Annotated in this window: 29 protein-coding genes and 1 pseudogene; 1 reads left to right on the top strand and 29 read right to left on the bottom strand. The window is 37.5% G+C overall.

The genetic code is table 11. The features are described from left to right. Nucleotides 1-117: 117 nt before the first annotated feature. Genes J2T20_RS14430 through J2T20_RS14420 form a run of 3 tightly spaced genes read right to left on the bottom strand, consistent with a single transcriptional unit; the run spans nt 118 to nt 3,729 of the window. The gene (locus tag J2T20_RS14430; protein ID WP_307589447.1) at nt 118-1,215 is read right to left on the bottom strand and encodes a Ger(x)C family spore germination protein; all 1,098 of its coding nucleotides are present in this window, start codon (nt 1,213-1,215) and stop codon (nt 118-120) included. Then, nucleotides 1,208-2,296, bottom strand: a complete 1,089-nt coding sequence (locus J2T20_RS14425) for a GerAB/ArcD/ProY family transporter (protein ID WP_307589446.1) — start codon at nt 2,294-2,296, stop codon at nt 1,208-1,210. The genes J2T20_RS14430 and J2T20_RS14425 overlap by 8 nt, the downstream gene beginning before the upstream one ends. An 11-nt stretch (nt 2,297-2,307) precedes the next feature. Beyond that, entirely contained in the window at nt 2,308-3,729 is a 1,422-nt protein-coding gene (locus J2T20_RS14420) for a spore germination protein (RefSeq protein WP_307589445.1), read from the bottom strand. A gap of 285 nt (nt 3,730-4,014) precedes the next feature. Here J2T20_RS14420 and J2T20_RS14415 point away from each other — a divergent pair, with 285 nt between their 5' ends. Then, a complete protein-coding gene (locus J2T20_RS14415; RefSeq protein ID WP_307589443.1) occupies nt 4,015-4,200 on the top strand; it encodes a hypothetical protein in 186 nt (61 codons plus the stop codon). Between the two features lie 116 nt (nt 4,201-4,316). On the opposite strand, the gene J2T20_RS14410 is transcribed toward J2T20_RS14415, so the two are convergent. From J2T20_RS14410 to J2T20_RS14285, 26 genes and pseudogenes are all read right to left on the bottom strand, one after another. Continuing rightward, nucleotides 4,317-5,114 carry a phosphotransferase gene (locus tag J2T20_RS14410; RefSeq protein ID WP_307589441.1) on the bottom strand — a complete coding sequence of 266 codons (798 nt, stop codon included), beginning with the start codon at nt 5,112-5,114 and terminating at the stop codon, nt 4,317-4,319. Between the two features lie 149 nt (nt 5,115-5,263). Then, nucleotides 5,264-5,821, bottom strand: coding sequence for a hypothetical protein (locus J2T20_RS14405; protein WP_307589439.1), 558 nt, complete (start codon nt 5,819-5,821; stop codon nt 5,264-5,266). Between the two features lie 248 nt (nt 5,822-6,069). Further along, nucleotides 6,070-6,516, bottom strand: coding sequence for a hypothetical protein (locus J2T20_RS14400; RefSeq protein WP_307589437.1), 447 nt, complete (start codon nt 6,514-6,516; stop codon nt 6,070-6,072). 238 nt (nt 6,517-6,754) lie between these two features. Next, nucleotides 6,755-7,630 carry an alpha/beta fold hydrolase gene (locus J2T20_RS14395; RefSeq protein WP_307589435.1) on the bottom strand — a complete coding sequence of 292 codons (876 nt, stop codon included), beginning with the start codon at nt 7,628-7,630 and terminating at the stop codon, nt 6,755-6,757. 237 nt (nt 7,631-7,867) lie between these two features. After that, nucleotides 7,868-8,389, bottom strand: coding sequence for a GNAT family N-acetyltransferase (locus J2T20_RS14390; RefSeq protein ID WP_307589434.1), 522 nt, complete (start codon nt 8,387-8,389; stop codon nt 7,868-7,870). A gap of 29 nt (nt 8,390-8,418) precedes the next feature. Beyond that, nucleotides 8,419-8,529 (bottom strand): annotated as a pseudogene (locus tag J2T20_RS14385) (GNAT family N-acetyltransferase); the annotation flags it as partial. Nucleotides 8,530-8,656: 127 nt separating this feature from the next. Then, on the bottom strand, nt 8,657-9,205 hold the full coding sequence (locus J2T20_RS14380) for a histidine phosphatase family protein (protein ID WP_307589433.1): 549 nt from the start codon (nt 9,203-9,205) through the stop codon (nt 8,657-8,659). 346 nt (nt 9,206-9,551) lie between these two features. Next, nucleotides 9,552-10,673 carry an IS200/IS605 family element RNA-guided endonuclease TnpB gene (gene tnpB, locus J2T20_RS14375; RefSeq protein ID WP_307589432.1) on the bottom strand — a complete coding sequence of 374 codons (1,122 nt, stop codon included), beginning with the start codon at nt 10,671-10,673 and terminating at the stop codon, nt 9,552-9,554. A gap of 84 nt (nt 10,674-10,757) precedes the next feature. Continuing rightward, nucleotides 10,758-11,042, bottom strand: a complete 285-nt coding sequence (locus tag J2T20_RS14370) for a hypothetical protein (RefSeq protein ID WP_307589431.1) — start codon at nt 11,040-11,042, stop codon at nt 10,758-10,760. Nucleotides 11,043-11,182: 140 nt separating this feature from the next. Beyond that, a complete protein-coding gene (locus J2T20_RS14365) occupies nt 11,183-11,635 on the bottom strand; it encodes a GNAT family N-acetyltransferase (RefSeq protein WP_307589509.1) in 453 nt (150 codons plus the stop codon). 101 nt (nt 11,636-11,736) lie between these two features. Beyond that, nucleotides 11,737-12,594, bottom strand: a complete 858-nt coding sequence (locus J2T20_RS14360; RefSeq protein WP_307589430.1) for a hypothetical protein — start codon at nt 12,592-12,594, stop codon at nt 11,737-11,739. Between the two features lie 258 nt (nt 12,595-12,852). After that, complete coding sequence (locus tag J2T20_RS14355) at nt 12,853-13,200, bottom strand: hypothetical protein (RefSeq protein WP_307589429.1); 348 nt, start codon at nt 13,198-13,200, stop codon at nt 12,853-12,855. Nucleotides 13,201-13,421: 221 nt separating this feature from the next. Continuing rightward, nucleotides 13,422-13,841: a GNAT family N-acetyltransferase gene (locus J2T20_RS14350; protein WP_307589428.1), complete on the bottom strand. Its 420-nt coding sequence runs from the start codon at nt 13,839-13,841 to the stop codon at nt 13,422-13,424. A gap of 180 nt (nt 13,842-14,021) precedes the next feature. After that, nucleotides 14,022-14,555 (bottom strand): GrpB family protein, encoded by a 534-nt coding sequence (locus J2T20_RS14345; RefSeq protein WP_307589427.1) that lies wholly within the window; start codon nt 14,553-14,555, stop codon nt 14,022-14,024. A 279-nt stretch (nt 14,556-14,834) separates the two neighbouring features. Beyond that, on the bottom strand, nt 14,835-15,194 hold the full coding sequence (locus J2T20_RS14340) for a hypothetical protein (protein WP_307589426.1): 360 nt from the start codon (nt 15,192-15,194) through the stop codon (nt 14,835-14,837). 271 nt (nt 15,195-15,465) lie between these two features. Beyond that, the gene (locus J2T20_RS14335; protein ID WP_307589425.1) at nt 15,466-16,038 is read right to left on the bottom strand and encodes a VOC family protein; all 573 of its coding nucleotides are present in this window, start codon (nt 16,036-16,038) and stop codon (nt 15,466-15,468) included. A gap of 563 nt (nt 16,039-16,601) precedes the next feature. Next, entirely contained in the window at nt 16,602-17,144 is a 543-nt protein-coding gene (locus J2T20_RS14330) for a 5' nucleotidase, NT5C type (protein WP_307589423.1), read from the bottom strand. 165 nt (nt 17,145-17,309) lie between these two features. Further along, nucleotides 17,310-17,798, bottom strand: coding sequence for an NUDIX hydrolase (locus J2T20_RS14325; RefSeq protein ID WP_307589422.1), 489 nt, complete (start codon nt 17,796-17,798; stop codon nt 17,310-17,312). Nucleotides 17,799-18,141: 343 nt separating this feature from the next. Further along, entirely contained in the window at nt 18,142-18,642 is a 501-nt protein-coding gene (locus J2T20_RS14320) for a hypothetical protein (protein ID WP_307589421.1), read from the bottom strand. A gap of 205 nt (nt 18,643-18,847) precedes the next feature. Further along, nucleotides 18,848-19,585, bottom strand: coding sequence for a hypothetical protein (locus J2T20_RS14315; protein WP_307589420.1), 738 nt, complete (start codon nt 19,583-19,585; stop codon nt 18,848-18,850). Nucleotides 19,586-20,123: 538 nt separating this feature from the next. Continuing rightward, a complete protein-coding gene (locus tag J2T20_RS14310) occupies nt 20,124-20,720 on the bottom strand; it encodes a DUF4269 domain-containing protein (RefSeq protein WP_307589419.1) in 597 nt (198 codons plus the stop codon). A gap of 226 nt (nt 20,721-20,946) precedes the next feature. Next, nucleotides 20,947-21,276: a low molecular weight protein tyrosine phosphatase family protein gene (locus tag J2T20_RS14305; RefSeq protein WP_307589507.1), complete on the bottom strand. Its 330-nt coding sequence runs from the start codon at nt 21,274-21,276 to the stop codon at nt 20,947-20,949. A 131-nt stretch (nt 21,277-21,407) separates the two neighbouring features. Then, the gene (locus J2T20_RS14300; protein ID WP_307589418.1) at nt 21,408-21,698 is read right to left on the bottom strand and encodes a hypothetical protein; all 291 of its coding nucleotides are present in this window, start codon (nt 21,696-21,698) and stop codon (nt 21,408-21,410) included. A 214-nt stretch (nt 21,699-21,912) separates the two neighbouring features. After that, the gene (locus J2T20_RS14295) at nt 21,913-22,443 is read right to left on the bottom strand and encodes a hypothetical protein (RefSeq protein ID WP_307589416.1); all 531 of its coding nucleotides are present in this window, start codon (nt 22,441-22,443) and stop codon (nt 21,913-21,915) included. Nucleotides 22,444-22,657: 214 nt separating this feature from the next. Beyond that, the gene (locus J2T20_RS14290; RefSeq protein ID WP_307589415.1) at nt 22,658-23,263 is read right to left on the bottom strand and encodes a DUF4253 domain-containing protein; all 606 of its coding nucleotides are present in this window, start codon (nt 23,261-23,263) and stop codon (nt 22,658-22,660) included. 264 nt (nt 23,264-23,527) lie between these two features. Beyond that, nucleotides 23,528-23,932, bottom strand: a complete 405-nt coding sequence (locus J2T20_RS14285; protein ID WP_307589414.1) for a hypothetical protein — start codon at nt 23,930-23,932, stop codon at nt 23,528-23,530. Nucleotides 23,933-23,934 lie beyond the last annotated feature (2 nt).

Below are 23,934 nucleotides of genomic sequence, written 5' to 3'. Positions count from 1 at the left end.
GCACATTTATTCACAAATGAGCATGTTAAATTTTACACCTATTATTGCATTTTGTATATTTATAATTTGAACAAAAAACCTCCTTCACCCAAAAGGTAGAGGAGGTCAACCTAAAGCTCAACTATACTTCCCATAATTCTTAATAAGCACCTTAGCATGGCAGTTTACTTCAACCTGAGGGTAAACGTTGCGCCAATTCAGACTTTTCCACTCCGCATAGGACAGGCTGTTTCTTACATATTGTCCAATGCCCAGACTATCTACCTTATTCTTCTGCATGTCTTTAATCATCTGCTCACCTTGGGATGAGATATACTGGGAAATTTCCTCTTCAATTTTGTGACGTTGTTCTTTTTTAACCAGATCTTTATTACCGGTATATTCAAGTACTGAGCCTCGGATGGAAGCGCTGATGTCGACCTTGAAGCGGTTATTTGCTAAATGATGCACCTTAACCTTACGTTTACTCATTATATTACTTAACATGACGATATCTTTTGGGTTTTTCTTGTTCTCCAGATGAATAATGATTTCCCCTTGTTTAAGATTTCTTTTGAAAAGGGTAAAGATCAATGCCTTCTTAGCAGGGATTTTCATCATGTAACGATCGTCTTGAAACAACGCAATTCCATCCATTTCTGCGTCTTCCCCCGTGTCTTTTACGATCGGTGCTATGGGATCTATTCCATCATCGTGGTAATCCCTGGTGAACTGATACAGAGAACTCGGCATAATACCATTCCCGGATCCCCTTTTCTCCAACATACGATTTATATACTGTCCTGTTTCAGAGTGTTGTTTATAATTTTTGGAGAGCAACTCACCGGCTTTACCATTGATGATGGTTACTTTAACTCCTAGCGACATAGAAGTATCGCGTAATAACGTATCTACATGTCTGTGAATGCCAGCTTTGGCCAGATCTAAGCCAAATAATGTATTTCTCACCTGGCCGCTGACCACTGTAAGTTCGGTTTGATTAGAAAAAAGAAGCCTTGCTTCTTTACTGCTATCGGTTACGGCCGTCAATAACATCTTCTTAATGGTCGAGTCAGTTGCTGAAACTGGCATGTTGATGGTCACCCTGAGCTTATTATTCTCTTCCAGATCATAGCTTGCGGTCTGAATCATCCCCAGGTCTTCCAGTATCCTTTGCTCAGTGCCGCATCCGGTTAGCATGCACATCATAATAATAGCCGCTAATAATCTAGACATGGGATTGCCCTCCTTTCCCCTGTATAAGCAGCACAAGGATAGCTATAATTGGGATGCCAAAGCCAATACCCGTTACAGTATAACCCAGCTTCATGATCCAGTCATTTACCTGATCTATACTCTTGGGAATGTATGAAATACCATAGCCAACTGCAATCGTTATGAAGACAAAGAAGTGAGACTTGGCTATCGGAGTTATTCTCCGTACAGCTTCCTGTGCCGCCAACAAATACATAACCACAGTAATCAGAACAAGAAATAAGTAGAAGCCAAATAGAAGATTCTCAAGCCGTTCAACGAACGGAAAGCGAAGGAGGGCTTGCAAATCAAGTAAAGGAAATAATAACTTCTTCAATTGCTTCAAGCTGAATAAGCCAAAACATGTAAGGCTATACCAAATATATATAAAGGTTACAAATGCATTCCCTGAATAAATGGCTAACATTGGCTTCTTTTTTTGATCCATGTAAGGAAATAAAAGAATAAAAAGCTCATACCCAAGAAAAGAGGCATAGATATCGACCCCCCCCTTGACCATATCATGGCCCTCTTTGAAGATAAAAGGAGTCAGGCGTATCCAGTGAAAATGGGGCAAAAACATGAACATTAACGGGTACATCCAGAGCGTTATCCAAAAGAAAAACGTAGCTGCCTTGGATATATTGTATATTCCTTTAATGAGCAGCAGATAGACAAGAATATCTATAGCCAATTTGATTACCATTGGATTCGTTGTGGGGAAGGCCATCATTTGAAATAAAAGTACATACTTTTTACCGATCATACTTCCGAATAATATCCATACGGACGCTAGTCCAATGTAAACAGGATAGAGCACTGCTTTCGGGATGGATCGTTCAAGGATTTCAAAGACAGAGCGGCCTTTTCCCAGTCGGAATACCAAAGAGATAAAGTAAATATTGATTGTAGATACCACAAAGCAAATTAATAAAAAAAGCCATCCATTTGTACCAAAGTAAACGGCCAATGAATTTGGCAAGGTAAATACAACAATACCCATCTGACTCATGAATACCAATACAGCTATATGAAAAGGACTTAATTTCTCATTCTCATTCAAAGGGAATCATCCTATTTTCGAATTTTTTGCCGTACTTGATTCGGGCTCTTTGTCTGATAGGGCCGGTTTTTAAGTTGAGAAAAGGGGGCCCTGATGAAAATATCTTTCCAATCGGTCCCCTTCATCGGTGCAACAGGAATCAAATATGGGGCTCCCAGGCTTGTAAGACCGGATATGTGAATGATGATCAGTGCCACGCCCATAATTAACCCCAAATTGCCCCAAATACCGGCCATTATGATCAGCCCAAAGCGCATTAATCGGAGAGACGCGCTCATGACGTAACTCGGTATCACAAAAGAGGCAATAGCCGATGAGGCTACAGCAATGATAAGAACATTGCTGGTCAGTCCCGCTTGTACAGCAGCTTGTCCAATGACAATACCGCCTACGATACCAATCGTTTGTGCGATTTTTGTAGGAAGACGCGCACCAGCCTCCCGTAGTAATTCAATCATGGTTTCCATAAGCAAGGCCTCGTACACGGGCGGGAACGGCACCCTGTTACGGGATTCAACCAAGGTCATAAGTAAGGACTCCGGAATCATTTCATAATGATAGGTAGTTACAGACACATACAAGGCTGTGAAAGTAATAGTGATCAGCAAGGCTAAAAATCTTAATAATCGCAGTGCAGTCCCTAAGGTCCAACGCTGATAGTAGTCATCCGGGGAGGAAAAGAACTCAAAAAATGAAGAGGGGGCGCTGATGGCTGTCGGACTATTTTCCACAAGCATTATAATTCGACCGTCAACTAATTTGGACACAGCAGAATCGGGCCGTTCCGTCCTTAGATATTGAGGGAAAATGGAATTGGGTTTATCTTCGATTAATTGAGCCAGCACTCCGCCTTCATTTACCGCATCGATTTCAATGATCTTAATCCGATGTTCCAATTCTTTCACAAAATTCATATTGGCTAAACCATCGATATAAAGGATATATATTTTAGACTTTGTAACCTCGCCGACAGAATATTCAATAACCTTTAAATGCGAGCTTTTCAATCTTCGACGAATTAAGGAAAGGTTCGTACTCACAGACTCGCCAAAAGAATCATGGGGACCTGTAATCACTGTCTCCGTTCCAGATTGTTCGATATTCCGATCTTTTGGACCGTAAATATCAATCAGAAATACTTTTCCCTGGTTAAAGATGGCTGCCTTCCCCTCCAAAACACCTACAACCGCTTCTTTTGAATGAAAGACTTCAACAAATTGAGATTGTTTGAATAATTCGTCTACCTCTTGAAGCTGAATATTAGCAAACGGTTCTAGGATCATACTTGAGAAGGCTATCTTGCTAATTAAGTTGGGAAAGTACAAAATATCAGTATGTATTTCTGGAAATGTCCGGTGTACCAGGTCTACACAATGTTCAAACTGATGAAAAATATGTTGGAAATTAAGAGTTACATCTGGAGTCTGTTTCATAAAGGTTGACCCCCCTCTTACAATTAGTACATACAGTATCCCCAAGAATTAGCGGATTATGTAACAATTCCAGTATTCAGTAGGGCTGTCTCAACCACGTCTCCTACAGGGAGACATCATTCTTCCCAAGAAGAACAAAACTCTTATAAAACATAATGTTCTTTGTGAATTTTGTGTGTTTGTAGTGGACACACCTTTCAAAAATTACATTCTGTGTTATAATGTAAGCGTAACCAAAATAGCTGCAACCCCAATGATGTGCACCACCCGAGGAGGATGGAGAATATGCTAGCAGGACTTAAAGATCTTAAAAATTGGGTAACGGGAATTTGGCAGCCTTGGATGGCTTCCGGAGATGAAGACTACCATAACATTGAATACTCCGTAGAGCGTCATCTACACACTCCGCAAGCTCGAGATCTGCTTACCTATGAGGAAGAAGCCCGTATTAAGATTGTTAAATATCATTAATCTCTAATTCATTAGATACAGTTTGATTCTATTTACATAAGGCCGCATTCACCGGAATATCTTCCGGTGAATGCGGTTTTTTATTTTTGCCTTATAATGCCATTTGCGTCTAAAAATTACATCCAGTCATCGAAGTGTTCTTCAAGAAACTCAATTTCTTTCTCATAATGAGCAAGATGACCTTCCTCAACTAATTTTATAAATGCTGGATCTCCGGACGCGGCACTTTCAGTTAAAGTAGTACACATGAATTTAATACGGGAAATTACCCACTCCTTAAGGTCTGTTGGAACATCCATTCCGTAAGACTTAAAGAATATTTCTACACGCCTTTTCCTCGCTGATGCATGATGCTCTCTATTATATTTTTCAACTACGTTGTCATTTTGACTTGGTTCAAACTCTGCCAGTGGAACAGATGTATATAAAGTATAAACAATGTCCCATATACGTGGACCTGGCCCAGCCATGTCAAAATCGATGATCCCTACAGGAAGTTTGTCTTTAAATACAACGTTATACAAAGCAGCATCATTATGGCAAACGACTTCATGTAAAGACTTCACTGGATATTCATTTTTAGATTTCGTAGTTGGTGTAAACCCAACCGTTGCGTCATGATATCTTCTTAAGAGCTTGGCAAGTTCGGATAAAACCTCTTCCGACCACATGTATCCTTCAATTTCAGGGTAGATATTCCCCGGAACTACTCCTTCAAGGTAAGATAGAATCTCTCTATTCTTATCATCTAATCCCAAATATCTAGGAGAATAGGGATAGCCGACCTTTTCAAGGTGTATTAGCAATTCATACACATAAGGATTGGAATTAGCCTCCCGATGAACTGTGTTCCCAACTTTCACTACCTTATTTATATTCCCACCAGTAAGGACTTCCTCCTCGGTTTCTGACAAGTCCATTCCTCCTTTTGATTTTTTCTATATATCTCCGCGCTGATTTCTTATAACGTCTTTTATTCACAAACCACACTGGAATAAGGGTCATCAGCCAGAGGCCCGAAGGTGATATGGTGTTAGCTGATGTCTGCGGCTTCTTCGACTAACTAATTAATCTCAAATAATTTAATAACATATTTTGAATTTGGTAAGTAATATGCCTTATATTCAATAAATGAATTATCTTCAGGTATTATATATACGCTCTTTAATGAGATGTTATTTATTTCTATTGTTTGAAAGACACTTTTTGAATGGATACTTGAGATGTAATCAGGTTTGCCCCTTATTACCTTATAATCCTTTGATAGGTATGCCGGTATATCTAAGAATCCAGAGGAAAATACCAGTGTGAAGAATATTACTAAACCTATTCCAGTAATCGTTACTACAATTCTTGTAAGCAATCTTTTTATTGAGCTTTCAATTTTTTGCATTCTTGAGACAAATCCTAAAATAATAAGTAAGATTCCAAAAAGTAATATGTAAAAAGAAAATGTCAGCCAGAACCAAAAGTGCTCCATGAAGAACATACTAATAAAAAATGGAGCCATAATAATTGCACCAAAAATATTGCTCTTAAATAATCTTCTCATCATTAAACTCCTATTATTATGGTATCTTACAGACCATTCCTTAGCTTTGTGAATAGTTACATTCTTCAACTGATTCTCCTAACTCCATCAACCCACCAGGTATTCTGTAATCATTTGATCTCCTTTGTTAATTTACTGGTATTTCCGATAACGTTGTTGTATTCACGAACCTGGCGCCTACCCCGGGTCCGACGGACTTAGCCAGTGAAGGGTTGTCTGCTAATTCCACTTCTCAGAAAAGCCTCTTGCAGACCAAGGGCCGCCAGGTCCGTGTGAATACGGTGTTTAGGCGTTGGTAATGCCTTCATAGAAATTACTTAAGATAGGTCTTTAATAATTTGTATATCTCTTGGGTTTCCTATAATTCTTATGCCTTTATTAAAATTTCTAATCTGCCATGATTCCTCGTCATTCGGATCAGAAACAAATGTTTTTAATATATTCCCTTCCTCTATTTCGATCACTACATCATTCGTTATTGGTTCTATAGTTATTTTTTGTATTGCCTTGAAATACAGGCTTTTAAATTGTTCTGTAATATTGGAATGCTCTATTTCATCTTCGGTTTGAGCTTCTCTTGAACCGGTGATCACTCGTTCAGTATTCCTAAAATGCCATGTCGGTTCTAACCAAATACTAAATCCTTGGTTCTGGTTACCTGGTTCACAATCACAATATATAATTAAAGAATTCCCTACTAATCGAATAAATCGAACTTTTCGATCCTGTATTGACCGTAATGTTTCAATCAATTCTTCTGCCATCGATGCTTCACCTTCAATATTGAGTTTGCATTACTTTCGCCTAACTTTTCCGTGCTCACGATGTCCCACCGACTTAAGCGAACGAATGCGAGCGGCCGCGATGCGGTTAGTCGGTGCAGATGTGTCCCGGCAACTGCTTCCTCGACTTATCTTCCGGGAGCGAGGCGGATTGTCCGCCGATGCGCGTACACATTGTTATAAGATGTTGCCGCCTTCATGAGTTGCTCACATATTTTACTCAAATTAAAAAGTTTATTATTTCTTTATTTACAACTTCTGCTTGTTCATGATTAATTGCATGTCCTGCATCTTTAATAATCTTGTACCTAATATTGTTATCTTCAAGTTTCGTTATTGCTCTAGGATAATTTGATAATCTATCAAATTCACCAATTAAGAAAAGTGTCTTATCCTTTAGAACTGAAAATTCATTATTCTCGGTTATCTCGATTTTGTGCTGCATCATTGATTTATTATTAAAGTATTTCAACAAGTAGTACCAATGCTTCATTAGTACCTCATTTTTTTCAAACACAGAATAGTTGGGACCACTTAATTTTTTTAATAACTTCTTACTGTTTTTCTCCGACGGAAATAATGCTTCTGGCAGAAATGCAAACATCATTTTTGATAGAACTTCAAATTGACTTGAAGGAATTCTTCCCGCCATACATATTGCCTTTTCAACTTTATCTGGTCTCTTCAAAGAGTACTGATATGACAAATATGCACCATATGAAACACCACAAATGTTCGTTTTATATATGTCAAACGCTTCTAGTATTTCGTCAATCCAAGATACTTGATTGAAATTCTTATAATAGTTTTCATTGGGTTCACTTTTCCCCGAACCTCCAATAGCATCCACTGCTATAACAAAAAATCTCTCACCCAACTCTTTAATATTATAAACCCACATCATGGCTGAATTATCGGCAGTTCCATGAAATAGAACTAATGGAGGATTAGAAAAATTACCTACAGTTATAACATGTGTAGTTCCATATGCAGTTTCAATTTTTCTTTCTTCAAAATCGATATCCCATGATTCTAGAAGTGTGTCATAGGATTCATAAATGAATTGCTTACCAATTTTGTTCTTATATCTTTGCATCGATTACTTCTCCCCACAAATCTTGGTTTGCAGCAGTTTCCTATAACGTTTCCGTAATCACGAACCCTCACTGGCCTAAGGACGCGAATGCAGCCGGGTCGGTTCTGCCGACTTAGCCAGTGCAGGATTGTCTGCTGGTTCCTCTTCTCCGAAAAGCCTCTGCAGACCAAGAGCCGCCAAGTTCGCCGCGTTAATACGTTGTTATACGCTGCGATTGGTCTCTTTATTAATTGTTTTTCAAAATCTGTTGTACCAATAAATCGCTTTTTCGTTAGCCGTTGTAAATTTCGAATATAACATGCAATCAACAGCACCAATAATAAAATTGTTTTTAGCATAAAACCGGCAAGCTGAAAGATTGACGTCCTGTGTTTCGAGCATTAGTCCGATTAAACCATTCTGTTTTGCCCACTCAACTGCTTTATTTATTAAGGCAGTCCCAATACCCTTTTCTCTACTATTTTTTGCAACAGCAATATCATCGATAAATCCAAACCCATTCCAATTTGTACGAAGTCTTATCTGCCCAACACAATAATCTTCATCATAGTAAAAATAAACAGCTTTGTTCTTATCTTCTATATAGCTTTTATCGATGTTTTCCATGTCATATTGTTTATTGTACTGTTCCTTAAAAATTTCTTCAGTATATGACCATGTGCCATCTTCATATTTCGGTACAATCCTTCCATAAATTGCAAAACCCTCGTATGGTTTATTATAATCGTTTATATTTGATTGAGTCATTCTGACTATCATAAGTCCTCCTGATATATACTCAAATTTCTCTACAAATCAAGACTTAATCGAATCATATCCCTACATTGTATTCCGTTATCATAGATCTCTTCCTTATAATGCCTTACAAAGAAATCCCGATCTATTCCTGTTATTCGAAAACTTGAGTTTCCTCCATTCGAACTTTGGTTTTACGATAGATTTTGTGAACTTAAAGGTTTTATACGCCTGTCCGCCGATGCGTGAACATATTGTTATAAGATGTATGGCGCTTCTTCGAATTAACACTCATAATAGTCTTCCATAAGTATATAATATTCCATTCTTGGCTTTTATAAATGACTTCCCCTTATAGCCCCGTTTAATTAATTCTTTTCTTAAATAAAACATAAGTGCTCCATGGCTGACTATTAGTAAATTTGGTTTTTCCAGAATCTCCAACTGTTCTACAAATTTTCGAATTCTGATAAGGGTTTTTTGTTTCCCTTCTATTTGTGAATGATGTGAAACTAACCAAGCCATTCGTCCTAATAAAATCCAAATGTTGTAATGTAATTTTAACTGCGTTCTGAATACTGATCGAATTGCTATCTCTCTCAAGGAATCCGTATGTATAATATCTTTTAGATAAATAGTTTTCGCAGTTTCAATAGCTCTAGACAGATCACTTGAAAAACAAAGATCCCAATTGTATTCACTGATATCGAGCCGATCCTTATATATTTCACACTGGTCATATTGAATGATCCATTTGTCAAACTCGTCCGAAGTCATCCATGGTTTTTGGGGTTTAGATTGAACGACTTTAAAGTGTCTTACTAGTCCAATAATTCTCATACTGCTCCTTTAAGTTTTGAAGTGTCTCGCCATATTTCAGATATGAAGCCCAAGACTTCATTGAACTATGCCAGAGAATCAATTATTTCAGTTAATTCAAAAAATCGTTTTAATTCTGGTTCGTCGATACTTTCAAGGTTATGAAATTCTGTATTTCCGATCTTTGATACTGCATCATATTCTCCAATTAATGAATCAAGAAGATTGAACACTCCCGCCACCTGTAGAGGTGGAGGATTCTTGGGTAGTTGCTTCCAATGAAGCAGAGTTGTGATAATTCTATTTCCCAAAATGGAAAATCGAATCCCAAGCGATCCCTGTGGTTCCCACAGTTGAATGTATCCTGCTATTTAGACATTTGTATGATGTTGTGTGCAGCATTCTCATCCCGATCATGAAGTGCATCACAACATGGACAGGTCCACTGCCGCACCGAAAGGTTTTTCACTTCTTGGTTGATGAAGCCGCACACATAACACGTTTGGCTGGTGGGTGCGAAGGTGTCAGCCATCTTAACCGTCCGTCCGTACCAACTCGCCTTGTATGTAATTTGGCGTTCGAACTCGCCCCAGGACGCATCGGCAATCGATTTCGCCAGCTTATGATTTTTGAGCATATTTGCCACACGAAGATTTTCTATGCTGATCGTTTGGTTTTCACGGATCAGCCTGGTGGTGAGTTGGTGCAAAAAATCATGGCGACCGTTCGCAATCTTCTCGTGGATTTGGGCAACCTTCTGCTGGGCTTTAAACCAATTGGAGCCGCCTTTCGTCCGACGAGCCATGCGGCGTTGCCAGAAGGCTAACTTCTTCTCGTAGTGACGAAACCACTTTGGATTGGCCTCACGTAATCCATCGGTGCAGACCGCAAACTCCTTGAGTCCAAGGTCTATGCCAATCGCCTTGTTGTTCTGCGGCAGGGGATGTATGTCAACTTCACAGACAATGGATGTAAAATACTTACCAGCCGCATTTCGTCGCACGGTCGCAGAAAGGATACGTCCCTCTAAGGCTCTGGAGTTGGCAAACCGAACCCAACCGAGCTTCGGGAGCTTAAGTTTGTTTTCTTTCATTGCAATGTTGCCGTTGGTCTGTTTCGTGGTATAGCTTTGCACGGGATGCTTACGGCTTTTAAACCGTGGAGCCTGATTCTGTTTTTTAAAGAACCGATCCAAGCTATCTGCCACGTGTCGAACGGCAGATTGCAAGGCGATGCTATCCACCGTTTTGAGCCAATCAAACTGGCCTTTGAGAGCAGGAAGTTGTGTGGCACAGGTGTTGTAGGATAAACCCTTTCCAGTTGTCGCATAGGTATTGTTCCATAGTCCCAAGAAATGATTGAACACAAAACGGCAACAGCCAAACATCTGATGGATGAGTTGCTGTTGTTCCTTTGTCGGATAGATTCGGTACTTATAGGCTTTATGGACACGTTTTTGTGTACCAAAATCTTGATCCGATGCCAGCATGCCACACATCTCCTTTCAAAAGGGTTATAGGGATATATTAGCACATATGTTCGTCTTCTTAAACCGCCGATTTATCCCCAACCTTTAGAGGTAGGGGTGTTCTAGGAATTTTATTGATAAATTAATAACATTTTCAAAAGAATCAGCAATTCCATCTGCTGAAATAATTAGTTCTCTATTCATTCCAGGTTTATCATGACTTATTTCAAATGTTAAATTTTCATCAATTTCTTTAAGTTTATCGCTTATTTCATCAAGAATGGTTTCCTTGTTTGATTCAAAATCTTTATTTATATATGACTCATTCTTAACAAACCACTCCCAAAAAATTGAAATTGGATTGTTCTTTTTTAAAAGTTTTAAAATCATTTATTGACCTCTTTTCTTGGGCAGCACCGGGTGGCTCTGCCTGATCCTCTTCCTCCAAATTCCTCGGGCAGACCAAAGGTCGCTTGCGATCCGCAGCGTGAATGCAGTGTTATCTGAAGGAGCCTCTTCTTTGAATTTGCCTACATATCATTACTTGTCTTCTCAAGGTACATCATTGTTAAATTCTCATTAATTACTTGAGACTTAAAAATCTTGTATCCGTTCTTATTGTACAAATAAAGATTCTTCTCGCTCTTATGCCCTGTAAATAACTCGTATCTCATACATCCAATAAATATCTGTTCTACTTCATTTAGTAATCTTGTTCCAATTCCTCTATTTTGAAAGTGAGGGTGGACAACTAATCTTCCAATATAACAAGTATCACCAGAAACATACGCTCGAACAGAACCAGCAATAATACCCTCTACGATTCCTTTTAGTACTGTTTGTTTGCAAAGATCTAATTTCAGTTCATCAATTGTCTGTCTTAATGGTTGAATATTATTATCATTGTATAGTGTTGCTTCAACCATAAAGGCTTCACATTGTAATTGTAAAATATCTTCAACATCTGTTTCCTCTGCTCTCATTATAATCAATTTATTGATCTCCTTTTTTTTAAAATTCAACTTCGAAGTGAAGCTCATACGTTGTTATATGATGCTAACGCCTTCTCCGAGACCACCAAATGTTATGTACTCTTGTATGAATTTAAAATCATTAAACTCTTCAAAGTCAAATATGCTCGCCATTCATATTTAGCCGTTTCTCCCGGCGGCTCCCATCCGATTTGCCATCCGCCATCATCGTTTTGTTGGAATTCTAAAACTCTTAAATGTTGATCTATTATTTCTTTTGAAAATATTGACCTACAATAAGAAGTTGGTGATGGTGAAAATTCAAGCGGAGAAAGTCCATAGCCCAGAGAATCAGCATGCAAGCGAAAGAATTTTGCTGCAAATAGTTCAATAGATAATTTCCGAAATAATTTTCTGATAAATTCCGATTGGGGTAAACTTTCTAAGAGGCAAAATGCGGTTAAAATTGTGTGTGCATCTTCATAACTCTTCGAAGAAATATTCTCTAGACATACTTCTACTGCATTGTCTAACCAAGAATTCTTAATACCCTGCCATTTCAAAAGTCCGACAAGTCCAGTAAGCCTGCTGAATGATGGGTTGATTGAATTTGGAGCATTCCAATGTTCGGCTCTCGGATATTTGGATGATGAAGGAAAGATAGTTGGAATTCCACTCTCTAGGTCAGCATTTTTTGAGATATAATCGCAAACGTTTAGGGCTATTTCTTCACTCTTTATGTTGCAATCATATAATAATCGAAGTGCAAACTCTACATAGAGTGGTTGACTCTCAGGCGATCGTAAATCAGGTTCAATTGCGTTTCCGAAACCACCATCATCATTCTGATATGACTTCAGGGCAATCAAAATGCTTTCTTCTGATCCCCCTTGGAAAACATATTGAAATATTCTTCTCTCTAGCAATCTTCCATGCTTCCAAATGAAGTTGGCAGCCTTCTCATCATTCATTTACTTCCCTCCTTGACATTGTCGATTTTTTTTATCGCCCTGGTTTCATATAACGTTGTCGTGTTCACGACGTCCCACCACCTTAAGGTACGCAGTGCCGGGTCGCAGACTTAGCCGGTTGGATGTGTCGCCTGAATTAACTTCTCAGAAATTCCTCTTGGCGACCAAGGAGCGGTAGCGACGACGTAGGAATGTAATGTTATATGCTGTCAGGCTCTTCTTTGAAATACTATTCTCACTTCTTCTTGCCTTGCATTATTAATAAATCATGATTCCTTCAATTTCTCTGATCCATAATATTTCATTTCGATCTGTTGTCTTAATAACTCCTAGGTTTTCATGCGCTATTGTTATTAACCATTCTTCTTTACTTTTGAAAAAGCATAAATCTTCTAATAATTCGGGTTGCATCCATTGATATAATCGATCTGCTTTACTTATTAGTAACTCCTTTAATTCTTGCTGACAATCAAAATAATATACATCTGCGAAATGCCCAAATAATCGTGTACCCGGCCATTCATCCTGTTTTTTGATCTCTTTTATATATGGTTTTAATTCTTCAATCAGTGTTTCACTACTTTTACTGCTTGTACGTATTCCCAATTGGTTCTTCTAGTATTTCTATCATAAGATTCTCCTTTGAAATGGGTTTCCGAAAATCTTTCATCTTTAGCCTGATTGCATATAACGTTCTCGTATTCACGACGTCCCACTGGCTTAAGAGCCGAAGGCTCGGCTGCGTTTGCGCAGTTAGCCAGTGCGGATGTGTCCGGTTGATACTACTTCCTTGCTACTGAAATGCCTCATTGATCTCTTGAAATACTTCACATAGGTTTATTGATTCTTCTCATGAAATTAGTCACTCCAGTTACTTTATTAAAAGACCATTTGTTATAGAATTCTACCTTGTCATCCGAACAATATAATTCAATTCTTTCAATTTCTTTAATTTGTGGGTGATTTACTATGCTTTCAATTAATAATCTTCCAAGTCCTTTGCCCTGATAATCATTTGAAATAATTACATCGAAAATCGTCGCTCTATAGACAAAATCTGTAATTACTCTTGAAAATCCAATTAATTTATTCACTTCCTTATCAATCAGTCCAATGGTCTTGCAGTTATGTATCATTACTTTAATATCTTCCGGTTTTCTATTTCTTGTCCAATCTTCTTGTTTATATAATTCGAGTAAATCTAATAAATATGATTCTGATATATTCTCAACGAATAATATTTCCATTATAATTACATCCTTTATTATTATGTTTAGATGCATTGCAAGAAATTGCGTATAACGTTCTTCTATTCACGAACCCGAGAGGCTTAAAGGAGCGTTAGCGACTGGGTCGAAGACTTAGCCTCGCAGGAGTTGTCTACCTGAGATCGCTTCCTCGAAATCTCACCCTAATAATTACATTACTTATATTTCCCTTGCTTTATATATGGTTTTGTTTAATATATCACTTATAAATTCAGTCTTCTTAAGGCTGTAATTATCTATATCATATCGGTAAGTTTCAGCAAGTTTAATTTTCAATAATTCATAGTCTTTACGAGCGGTTTCATTTGCTCGTAAATAATCTCGAAATGCAATATGTTCTACAAATCCCTTTCCGTCTTTAGGACATACATAAAGATGATACTTCATGCATCCATCGTTATGATTCCTTCTAAATGCTTCTCGCCCTTCTGTTCCTAAATCCCCCTCATATTGATATCCTTCTTGTGCTAATCGTTTAATAATACTCGGCAAAACATCATATCTCTCAATTACTACATCAACATCAATAATCGGTTTGGCTGATAAACCTACCACAGATGTGCTTCCAACATGTTCAATAGTTAAAATTAAATCTCCGATATAACTAAATATCATTTGCTTAATTTTTTCAAATTCTGTTTTCCATTCAACGTTATATGAAACAACTTCTATTACCCTTCTTTTGTTCGTCATTTTTATCTCCTTAGACTTGATTGTAGAGATATTATTATATTCATTTAGGCAATTTCGCCTAACGTTCATGTGTTCACGACGTCCCACCGACTTAAGGCGACGAAGTCGCCGGGCGCGATGCGCTTAGTCGGTGCGGATGTGTCCGGTTGAATATGCTTCCTCACTACTGACTATTCCTCTCCGAATTCATATCTAACTCCTACCGGACCGAGGGCCGAATGGCCCGAAGCGTGAACATGGTGTTATGTGAAGTACATTGGCTTCTTCTAAAATTCTAGATTACCTTTGAAGCTCTAAAGATGTTCCCCAATCTACATAAATTTCAGGCTTTGTATTGATTAATAATGGCAATACATAGTTATCATCATCAAACTCAAGCTTTAATCCTTCGGAGATATTGTTTTTAATTATTTGAATCTCTTTAATGTTTTCAAGTTTAAGAGTAATAATTCTATTCTGATCTGCAAACAATTCTAAAGTGCTACATCTTCCACCAATTTCTATTGAGAAGGTGATACTGCGATTTAATCTTGATAGATCAAATGTCGCACCGCAATATACCCAAGGGATTCCTTGCTCTATTCCGGTAGCATCACATTCAAATAGATATTCAAATTCATATAAATCGGGATGGATCATATTAATGTCCCCCTCAGTAGATTTCTCATTATTTAAGCACTTTCTCGCTCTTTATGTATTTCACATAACGTTCGTGCATTCCGACGCCCCACCACCTTAAAGAAGCACAGAACCATAGGCGAATCCGGTTCCCGACTGGCCGCGACTGCGGTTAGGTGGTGCGGGTGTGTCGCCTGAATCCACTTCTTCGATATGCCTCTGACGACCAAGGCCCCGTTAGGGGCCGCAGTGGGAAATGCGATGCCCCGGACATCTCTGAGAAACACTCAAATCATTTAATCATGTCTGAACTTACGTTTGTATATATGTTTACTATATTTCCATCCATATCTTGAATCCATAACGATCTTCTTCCCCAAGGGTAAGTCTCTGGTAATTTAATGAATTTAACATTAAGCTTCTTTAATCGTTCATATTCTTCATCAACATTATTAACTTCTATTTCAATAGTACATCCACCATGACCGATTCCACTTGTACTTCCAGGCGCCAAATTCTCCATTCCTTGCTTCGAACAAATATCAATATGATAATCTCCCTTGACACGTAAACGTGCTGCGATTTCATCTCCTACACCCTCAACTTGTAAAATATTCTTATAAAATTCCATTAGACTAATTACATCTTCTGTGATTAAACACAATCCAGTAAATTTCATAGTTATCTGCCTTCTCTCTTTTAATATTATTGTGAACTGTATACGAAGACTTGGCCTTCCTGAAATACTAAATAAGTCATTGTAGTCTCTTGCAATAAAGTTTTTTGCGATTAAGTACGATTCATCAAAGATTAATGCCTTTATATTGTCGACAATCTCGAACTTTCCATCATTCCATTGTTTCATATTATTACAAGGAATCTTTGAGGTTTTAATGCTATTACAATTCATAATATTCATATTCTGATTATGTTTATTGAAATAACTTCCGAATGATCATCAGTGAAAAGCATTCTATGATTGCTACTTAATTTAATTTCATGATCTTCTACTTCAATGCAAGTGATCTCCCAAGATTGAATTACTTCAAATTCAAATGTGTATACAATATCAATTATTATCGAGATGTTATTGTTTGTACGAACACATTGTGAGATTTTGTATTCAATATCGTCCTCAAAAGTTGTTGTATCTATTTCAAGAAGCATTGATTGAACCATGCGACCAACCCTCTCTCTGAATAGCAGTAGCCAAGTTTTCGTATAACGTTCTTGCATTCACGAACCCTCGCTGGCTTAAGGGGCGCCAGCCTTGGGTCCGACGGACTTAGCCAGTGCAGGGTTGTCTGCTGATTTCATATCCTCGAAATGCATCTGCAGACCAAGGGCCCTAAGGCCTGCCGCTTGAATACTGTGTTAGCTGATGTCTGTATCCTCTTCGAGTGTACTTCCAAAATCTCTTTATTTATATTATTTTGTTTGTCTATTATTATTAAAAAAATAGTCATTAACTTCATACCAATTATTAACTCGAATAAAACCTGATTCATAAATATTGTGGGGAGCAGAAAATAGTATTCCTTGTCCTTGAAATCCTTGGAAGTGTCGTGAACTATCATCTATAAGATAATCAGCTTTAATTATGCTTTTATTACCACAAAAAACATAATTCATTTGTGGGATAAAAGAGAAATATTCATTTAACCATTCAAACTTTGCTTGGAATGACGATGGATGTTCCATTGCAGCTGTTGTGATAAATATCTCGTAGTACTTACTCAGTTCTCTAATTACTTCCTGACTTCCTTCCATTACTTTCAGATCACGAAAAAAACTTGGATCATCCACAAAATCTAGTATCTCCTTTGAGAATTCAGGACGTATCTTCCAAAGTCTCGAACCTTTCAAGTCTTCAATGGTTAAAGATTCATAATAGTTGGTATTAAACAAGTGTAAGTGCTTTGCATGAAAATCTGCAATTACCTCGTCCATATCTATTGCTATTCGCTTCAATGAATTCACCTTCAATATAAAGTTTGTTTAAAGTAATTTTCATGAAGATTTCAGCTAACGTTCTTGTATTCACGAACCCTCACTGACTTAATGGGCGTAGCTGATGGAACCGACTTCTTTGAGCTACTCACAAAACTCTATTTAGTCTAAGTTCCTTATAGTCAATTATATTAGGCATTTAAGTTTTAAATTATATTCTGGTTTTGTTATGTATTCTAAATACTCAATACCACCCGTAAAATCTAAATAACCTTTAAACTTGTCTATAAAATCAGGAACTACAATTAAATCTAAAACTTTATCTTTTGATACCCAAAGTGATTCTGTAGTTTCATCCGAATCACAAAACTCACCACCAATATATCTACAAATAAATCCCATAACAACCTTAGTTGGTACAATGTCATATCCATTATATCCTTGATATGAACAGGTGTTAGATGAAACACTAAATAATTTGACCACATCGATTTCCATACCGCTTTCTTCTTTTGTTTCACGTATTAAAGCATCTATTAGGTTTTCACCAACTTCAACTTGTCCTCCTGGAAACATCCAAATATTACGGCCTCGATGTTTTAAAAGTAAAATTTCTTCTTTTTCATTTTCTGCAATACCAAATACTGCAACAATGTGTGTTGGGAACTGTTTCATAATTATTGCACCTCACATATCAATGTTATAATTTCCTAATTCTGAATTGCCCTTGGGGTATTTATACAACATCCCTGAATTACTTCACAAATGTCAATTAAGCTTATTGTATCTTCCAATTGAATGTTATTATTCTTCGGTTCTTTCAGCTAACGTTCTTGTGTTCACGACGTCCCACCGACTTAAGCCCGTTAGGGCGGCTGCGTTTGCGCAGTTAGTCGGTGCGGATGTGTCCCAGCAATCGCTTCCCCGACTTAGCTTCCGGGACCGAGTGGGCTTGTCCCCCGATGCGTGAACACATTGTTATCTGAAGTCAATGTCTTCTTCGAAATGCCTTACAATATCACTTGTTACTTGGGTTTAGAAAAGATAGCCATCCATATACATCGACTATTCTACCTGTCAATTCACCGTCAGTACCAACTTCCGAAATTACAAATGACGAAAATTCATTGTCATCTAAATCATCCATGTAGGTATGTTCAAATCTATAAAATGTATCCATGATACCTTCATAATTAAAGACTTTAAGCAGCGTACTTAGCTCTTGTGGAGAAACTCCTGCTTGATTTATTTTTTTGATAATGTCCTTAATGATTGGATAACCGTTCTTTTCAAGTCCGGTCACAAAAATACTAGGATCTTTATCAAAATCATCCAATGTCTTTCTCAATGAATGAACAAATCTATACTCTGCCATAGCTGGCGAGTTTCTTTCAATTTCAGAATACGCAATCGCTAATCCGTTATCATATTTATCAAATTGCATTACTTTGGCAATGATTAAATCAGCTTGCGTTTTCTTTTCTTCAGTTAAGTTTTCATACCATTGTAAATAAAACATTGGATAGATCGCTCCTTTTTCTTATTACATTGGTTTCAGATAAAGTTGTTGTATTCACGACGTCGATCCCCCTTAGATAGCTCTTATCTTAGGGGAATGGATGTATTTGCTTGAATCAGCTTCCTCGAAATCACCCCTGGCAGATCAAGGGCCTAATGGCCCGCAGCGCGAATATTATGTTATTGGAAGTAACTTCTTCCTCGAGTCAACGTATTAATATCTCATTTATATAAAACCCATAATTATCTCCGATAGGATAAATGATCTTATCATCATTGATATACAAGCAATTCCATTCTTTATATGGATCAGTTTCAATCATTGCTATTAACTTAATTGCATTCTCATCAATTGTAACAATCCTAATTGAATTAATATTGCTTATTAGTTTTAGAAGATTGTTCTTTGATTTAAAATAAAGATGCTTAGTCTCTTCCGAGCTTAATTCAGATGAATAGAATCCCATAATATCTTCTTCTAATCGATCAAAATCATAATATCTAGGAAATGATATTGAAGATAATGCGTTTAGTCTCCATAAGTCAATTGCTTGTTTTATTGATAATCTCTCAATATGAACGGAGTTATTATTCATGACTTCATTCATAAAAGAATAAAATAATTCTTTCTCCCAAAATACTGTGCCATGAATTAATTCATTAACCGGGTCTTCTCTAATATCGGATATTTCATTTAATGGTTCTTTCCAGATTATTAATTCATCCTCACCAAATACTTGAACATATCCACTACTACTACATTCCGGCTCAAAACATTCGGAACAAATCTCAATCTGAATTAGATTGCCGATAGTATAAACACTTGGAATATTAGATGAAAATAAAACTCCATTTAGAAATAGCTTTTGGCTTTGAATAGCACTCAGACCTGCAGATGTTTTGCCTGATATCCAAGACATCAATTCAAATGAATTGACTTTCATCTTTTATTCTCCCTTAAGGTTATTTCCGATAACGTTGTTAATTTCACGAACCCTCACTGGCTTAAGGGGCGTTAGCCCCGGGTCCGACGGACTTAGCCAGTGCAGGGTTGTCTGCTGATTTCACTTCCTCGAAAAGCCTCTGCAGACCCAAGGGCCGTTAGGCCCGCAGCGTGAATACTGTGTTATCCGATGCACCTGACATCTTGAGATACTTACAATTCAGTCTTTATAGCTCTTCGATTTTTATAGTTCCTCGATCTTTATAGCTCCTCGAACTTTTCAGCTCTTCGATCTTTATAGGACCTAAGAGCACTGAGGGCCAGATTCTAAACTCGCCGAGTAAACTTATTAATTCATTTCTATACGTGTTTCAGGTGTTTCGGATAACGTTCTTGTATTCACGAACCCTCACTAGCTTAAGGGGCGCCAGCCCCGGGTCCGACGGACTTAGCCAGTGCAGGGTTGTCTGCTGATTCCGCTTCACCGAAATGCCTCTGCAGACCAAGGACCCGTCAGGGGCCGCAGCGTGAATACGGTGTTAGACGACGTCAATTGAATTCACCCACAAATATTCCTTTAATGTTTCATCATTCCAGTCATGCATCGTTAACAATCTTTCATAAGGGTCTCCATTTAGATTTAATAATTCACCAAAGGCCGGTTCGGTTTTATAACCAGCTTTTTTAAGATTCCTTATCAATTCATGTCCATTTCTTCCCAATAGATTTAAGATTCGATATTCAATTATCATGTGTCTATATCCATTTTGTTTAGAGCTTGGAATTGGTTGACCAAAAATTTCTAAGATTGATCGGTTATATGTAAAGCTACACACACCTCTAGGAGTATGGTTTATTATTTTATAAGCATAATGAAAATTATCGAACCCCCTAAAGTAATTCGATAATACCTCTTCAAATTTATTAAAATCATACACCTCACAGATTATGTCTAGGTCACTACCTTGTATATCGACATCAATGGGAATAGTCCCTACTAATATAGGATCATAATCTTTCAAGATACTAAATATATTAAGATTTGTAAGAGTACGATGCGATTCCCTCTGTACTTTATTCCCTTGACTTAAATAAGTTATGTCAAGAAATTTTTCTTCTGTTTTCATGGTTTTCATTCCATTTCTTCTGATGTCGTCTAACGTTGGTGTATCTGCGAACCCGAGAGGCTTAAGGCAGCTTGCTGCCGGGTGGCGTAGCCACTTAGCCTCACAGGGTTGTCTGCTGAATCCACTTCCCCGAATTTTCTTCCGCAGATCAAGGGCCGAATGGCCCGCAGAGTAGATACGATGTTATAAGATGTCGGGGGCTTCTTGATTACTAACTCTATTCATTCGAACTTAATTATTCTGGCAATTCAATATGTTCTGATACTCTTGATTTCAATATTTCTATTAATTCTTCGTCCATAAATTGATAATCATCTGGGATATCAAGACAGATTAATCGTTTATTCTTTAGACTCATTGGAAATTTATCTCTAAGCCTTCTCGTATGCTTCTTCTCCATTACAAAAATAATGTCCGACCATCCAATGTGTCCTTCAGTAACTTTAATTCTTGCTCCTTCTTCCGTTCCTGCCGATCTTATTTCATAGCCATTGAATCCATCAAAAATCTTCTCAGCAGTTAAGCTACGCCATTTATTACGGCTACAGATAAAAAGTAATTTAATATCTTCTCACCTCTCCCTTTATGATCCTTGGTTATTAATAGCGAACTTAGATTATGTTTCCCCCGATTTCTTATAACGTTCCCGTATTCACGAATCCGTAGGGTTCTGACCTCATCGAATGACCAAAAAGTCTAATATCTTCTTATGATTTCGGCTCTAGGTATTCCTGTTATCTCTTCTATTTTTTTGGGGTCCATTTTTAAAGCTCTCATTCTTCTTATTAAATTATCCCTCTCAGTCCATGTTCCGAATAGCTTTCCGTTCTTAAATCCATCTTCTCTTGCTTCTTCAATTTCTTTAGAGACCGTAATTACTTCACTAATTAATTCTCCATCTGAAAGCTTGAAATACTCCATGTCAAGATTAGAGATTCTTAGTCTATTAGGAGTGGGGCCATTGAAATCAGTCCAAATCTTCTTCATGTTATCTCCTGTATTTTCAGTAATTTCACCTAACGTTGTTATATTCACGACTTTCAAGCGGCTTTAAGGACCGAAGGTCCGGGTGGCTCCGCCACTTAGCCGGTTGAATGTGTCCGGTGAATTTACTTCCACGAAATGCCTCTCCTGGCCCGCAGCGTTGAATGCAATGTTAGATGATGTTACCGACCTCTTTGAATTACTAACATTGTTTTATTTAAATTATATTATTGCAAAGAATACACCTATGGCATGACAAGTAAATTCCATGTGTCTCACATTTGGAATATCCTACTGGGATCGTTGGATAATCATCATCTACTTCAATTTCAGTCCATACTAAATAATTATTTGATTTTACATATTCTTTATCAAAAGCACTTATCATTTGCCGAAATTTTTCTAAGCATCCAATAACCCAATCTTTACGCGGTTCATAACTTAATCTTTCCCATCCTAAACCATCCATTGCATTCGAAATAGCTCGTAAGATAAATCCTTTTTCACTTTCAAAGTAATCAATTGTCCAGGGCATTTCATCTATGTCAAAACCCACGTTACCTGCTCCTACTATTGCTTGATCACGTTGCGCCAACCAGATAATTAGTTCTTTTTCTCTATTTGTTTTAGCTAATAATGATCCATTAATAGCTAAAACCTCAATAAATATTGATGTTAATCCATTTGACATATGTAAGGAGTCAACTAAATGTTCTAATTCTTTAGGTAGTGATATTGCGTTTCCCATGTTTATATTCCTTTCTGTTTTTTCGGTAATTTCATCTAACGTTTCCGCATTCACGAACCCGAGAGGCTTAAGGCGCGTCGCGTCGCGCCGGATCGGAGACTTAGCCTCGCAGGATTGTCTGCTGAGTCAACTTCCTTGAAAATCCTTCGCAGACCAAGGGCCGTATGGCCCGCAGCGTGAATGCTTTGTTATAGGATGTCAGCGCCTTCCCTGATTAGTCCCACCAAAAGACTACTCCATTTGTCATTTTTATTTCTGCAATCAGTCCTTCAATACTTCCACTACCCGAATCAACGGTATCCGGACAAAAGTTGTAAATTTCATTTGCGAACATAACAAAATCATTTGGTAACTTATTCAGTTCAATATGCACCGCACTATCGTCAGCGTATAGAATATTAAAGTTATATTTCTTCTCCCACTCTTTAAAGAACTTAATTATATCTTCATTTAACAAATCATAATTTGGTCCTTCTGTCCCCATGATCTTAATAATTTTGGTTTGATCTCTACCCTTGATAATACCTATACTTTGCGATGATTCCAGAAATGCAATGTAATCTTTTCCTTTTAGTTTCTCTCTTAATATTTTTAATGTTTCTTTTCCTTGTTCAGTAGATGATACAACACCTTCTACCTTATAAGGTTTGTAATTCACATCGTAACCTGTGAGTTGATTAATCTCATTGTTTGTTTCTAGTTTTAGAATTTTAAAAACATCTTCGTCAAAGCCCAACTCAGCTATTAATTGTTCCTCGTTACTTGTTAGTTTTGGATCTGTATTCGTATTGTTACTACAAGCAGTAACCAACAACATCATTGCTAATAATAAACCCCTTATCATGTTTACCTCGCTTTTAAAAGTGTTTTGAATTGCGCTGATTTCCTATAACGTTTGTGTGTTCCCGAACCCTCACTGCCTTAAGCCCGAAGGGCGGCCGCGACGCGGTTAGGCAGTGCAGGGTTGTCTGCTGAGTCAACTTCCTTGAAATTCCTCTTGCAGACCAAGGGGCGTATGCCCCGTAGCGGGAAAACGGTGTTATCAGATGTATCTGCTTTCTTCGAATATACTCTCAAATGGGCTTTATAAGTCTTTAAACATTTTTGTTGTTTCTCTTAGTACGTACTTATCCAATATTCTTCTCTCATTAATGAAGGTTTTAAATAGCTCTTCTGCTTGTTCATAATTTAAGACTTCATTAGTCCTTACTTTTATTTCTCCTCCGCTATAAGAAACCTTCGTATTTGTCTCGATTATACTCCTCACGCCTATTACAAAATGCCTGAATCCGTCGTTATCTGGTTCTCTATATTCTATTGTCATTTTTGATTTAGAACCCGCACATTGTATAAATAAATAATCACTATGAGATACGGTACAAAAAGAGTTTGTACTGCCGTTCATTTGGATAAGGAAGTCGGTTACAAAATCAAATTCCGGGTCAATCTCTTCCATTACATGATTATCTACTTCTATTTGAAATTCCATAT

The organism is Paenibacillus wynnii, from assembly GCF_030812855.1.
GTDB lineage: Bacteria > Bacillota > Bacilli > Paenibacillales > Paenibacillaceae > Paenibacillus_AQ > Paenibacillus_AQ wynnii_A.
Note: the sequence above shows the minus strand (reverse complement) of the source record. Positions and strands in the feature narration are given on the sequence as shown.

Bases quoted from the DNA above. Each gene is read 5' to 3' on its own strand.
- J2T20_RS14290 (WP_307589415.1), bottom strand. From the start codon at position 23,263: ATGATGTTGTTGGTTACTGCTTGTAGTAACAATACGAATACAGATCCA.
- J2T20_RS14360 (WP_307589430.1), bottom strand. From the start codon at position 12,594: ATGAATGATGAGAAGGCTGCCAACTTCATTTGGAAGCATGGAAGATTG.
- J2T20_RS14380 (WP_307589433.1), bottom strand. From the start codon at position 9,205: ATGAGAATTATTGGACTAGTAAGACACTTTAAAGTCGTTCAATCTAAA.
- J2T20_RS14320 (WP_307589421.1), bottom strand. From the start codon at position 18,642: ATGTTTTATTTACAATGGTATGAAAACTTAACTGAAGAAAAGAAAACG.
- J2T20_RS14370 (WP_307589431.1), bottom strand. From the start codon at position 11,042: ATGATTTTAAAACTTTTAAAAAAGAACAATCCAATTTCAATTTTTTGG.
- J2T20_RS14350 (WP_307589428.1), bottom strand. From the start codon at position 13,841: ATGGAAATATTATTCGTTGAGAATATATCAGAATCATATTTATTAGAT.
- J2T20_RS14335 (WP_307589425.1), bottom strand. From the start codon at position 16,038: ATGAAACAATGGAATGATGGAAAGTTCGAGATTGTCGACAATATAAAG.
- J2T20_RS14340 (WP_307589426.1), bottom strand. From the start codon at position 15,194: ATGATCCATCCCGATTTATATGAATTTGAATATCTATTTGAATGTGAT.
- J2T20_RS14300 (WP_307589418.1), bottom strand. From the start codon at position 21,698: ATGAAGAAGATTTGGACTGATTTCAATGGCCCCACTCCTAATAGACTA.
- J2T20_RS14325 (WP_307589422.1), bottom strand. From the start codon at position 17,798: ATGAAACAGTTCCCAACACACATTGTTGCAGTATTTGGTATTGCAGAA.
- J2T20_RS14285 (WP_307589414.1), bottom strand. From the start codon at position 23,932: ATGGAATTTCAAATAGAAGTAGATAATCATGTAATGGAAGAGATTGAC.
- J2T20_RS14310 (WP_307589419.1), bottom strand. From the start codon at position 20,720: ATGAAAACCATGAAAACAGAAGAAAAATTTCTTGACATAACTTATTTA.
- J2T20_RS14420 (WP_307589445.1), bottom strand. From the start codon at position 3,729: ATGAAACAGACTCCAGATGTAACTCTTAATTTCCAACATATTTTTCAT.
- J2T20_RS14395 (WP_307589435.1), bottom strand. From the start codon at position 7,630: ATGCAAAGATATAAGAACAAAATTGGTAAGCAATTCATTTATGAATCC.
- J2T20_RS14415 (WP_307589443.1), top strand. From the start codon at position 4,015: ATGCTAGCAGGACTTAAAGATCTTAAAAATTGGGTAACGGGAATTTGG.
- J2T20_RS14430 (WP_307589447.1), bottom strand. From the start codon at position 1,215: ATGTCTAGATTATTAGCGGCTATTATTATGATGTGCATGCTAACCGGA.
- J2T20_RS14390 (WP_307589434.1), bottom strand. From the start codon at position 8,389: ATGATAGTCAGAATGACTCAATCAAATATAAACGATTATAATAAACCA.
- J2T20_RS14295 (WP_307589416.1), bottom strand. From the start codon at position 22,443: ATGGGAAACGCAATATCACTACCTAAAGAATTAGAACATTTAGTTGAC.
- J2T20_RS14345 (WP_307589427.1), bottom strand. From the start codon at position 14,555: ATGACGAACAAAAGAAGGGTAATAGAAGTTGTTTCATATAACGTTGAA.
- J2T20_RS14315 (WP_307589420.1), bottom strand. From the start codon at position 19,585: ATGAAAGTCAATTCATTTGAATTGATGTCTTGGATATCAGGCAAAACA.
- J2T20_RS14365 (WP_307589509.1), bottom strand. From the start codon at position 11,635: ATGAGAGCAGAGGAAACAGATGTTGAAGATATTTTACAATTACAATGT.
- J2T20_RS14400 (WP_307589437.1), bottom strand. From the start codon at position 6,516: ATGGCAGAAGAATTGATTGAAACATTACGGTCAATACAGGATCGAAAA.
- tnpB (WP_307589432.1), bottom strand. From the start codon at position 10,673: ATGCTGGCATCGGATCAAGATTTTGGTACACAAAAACGTGTCCATAAA.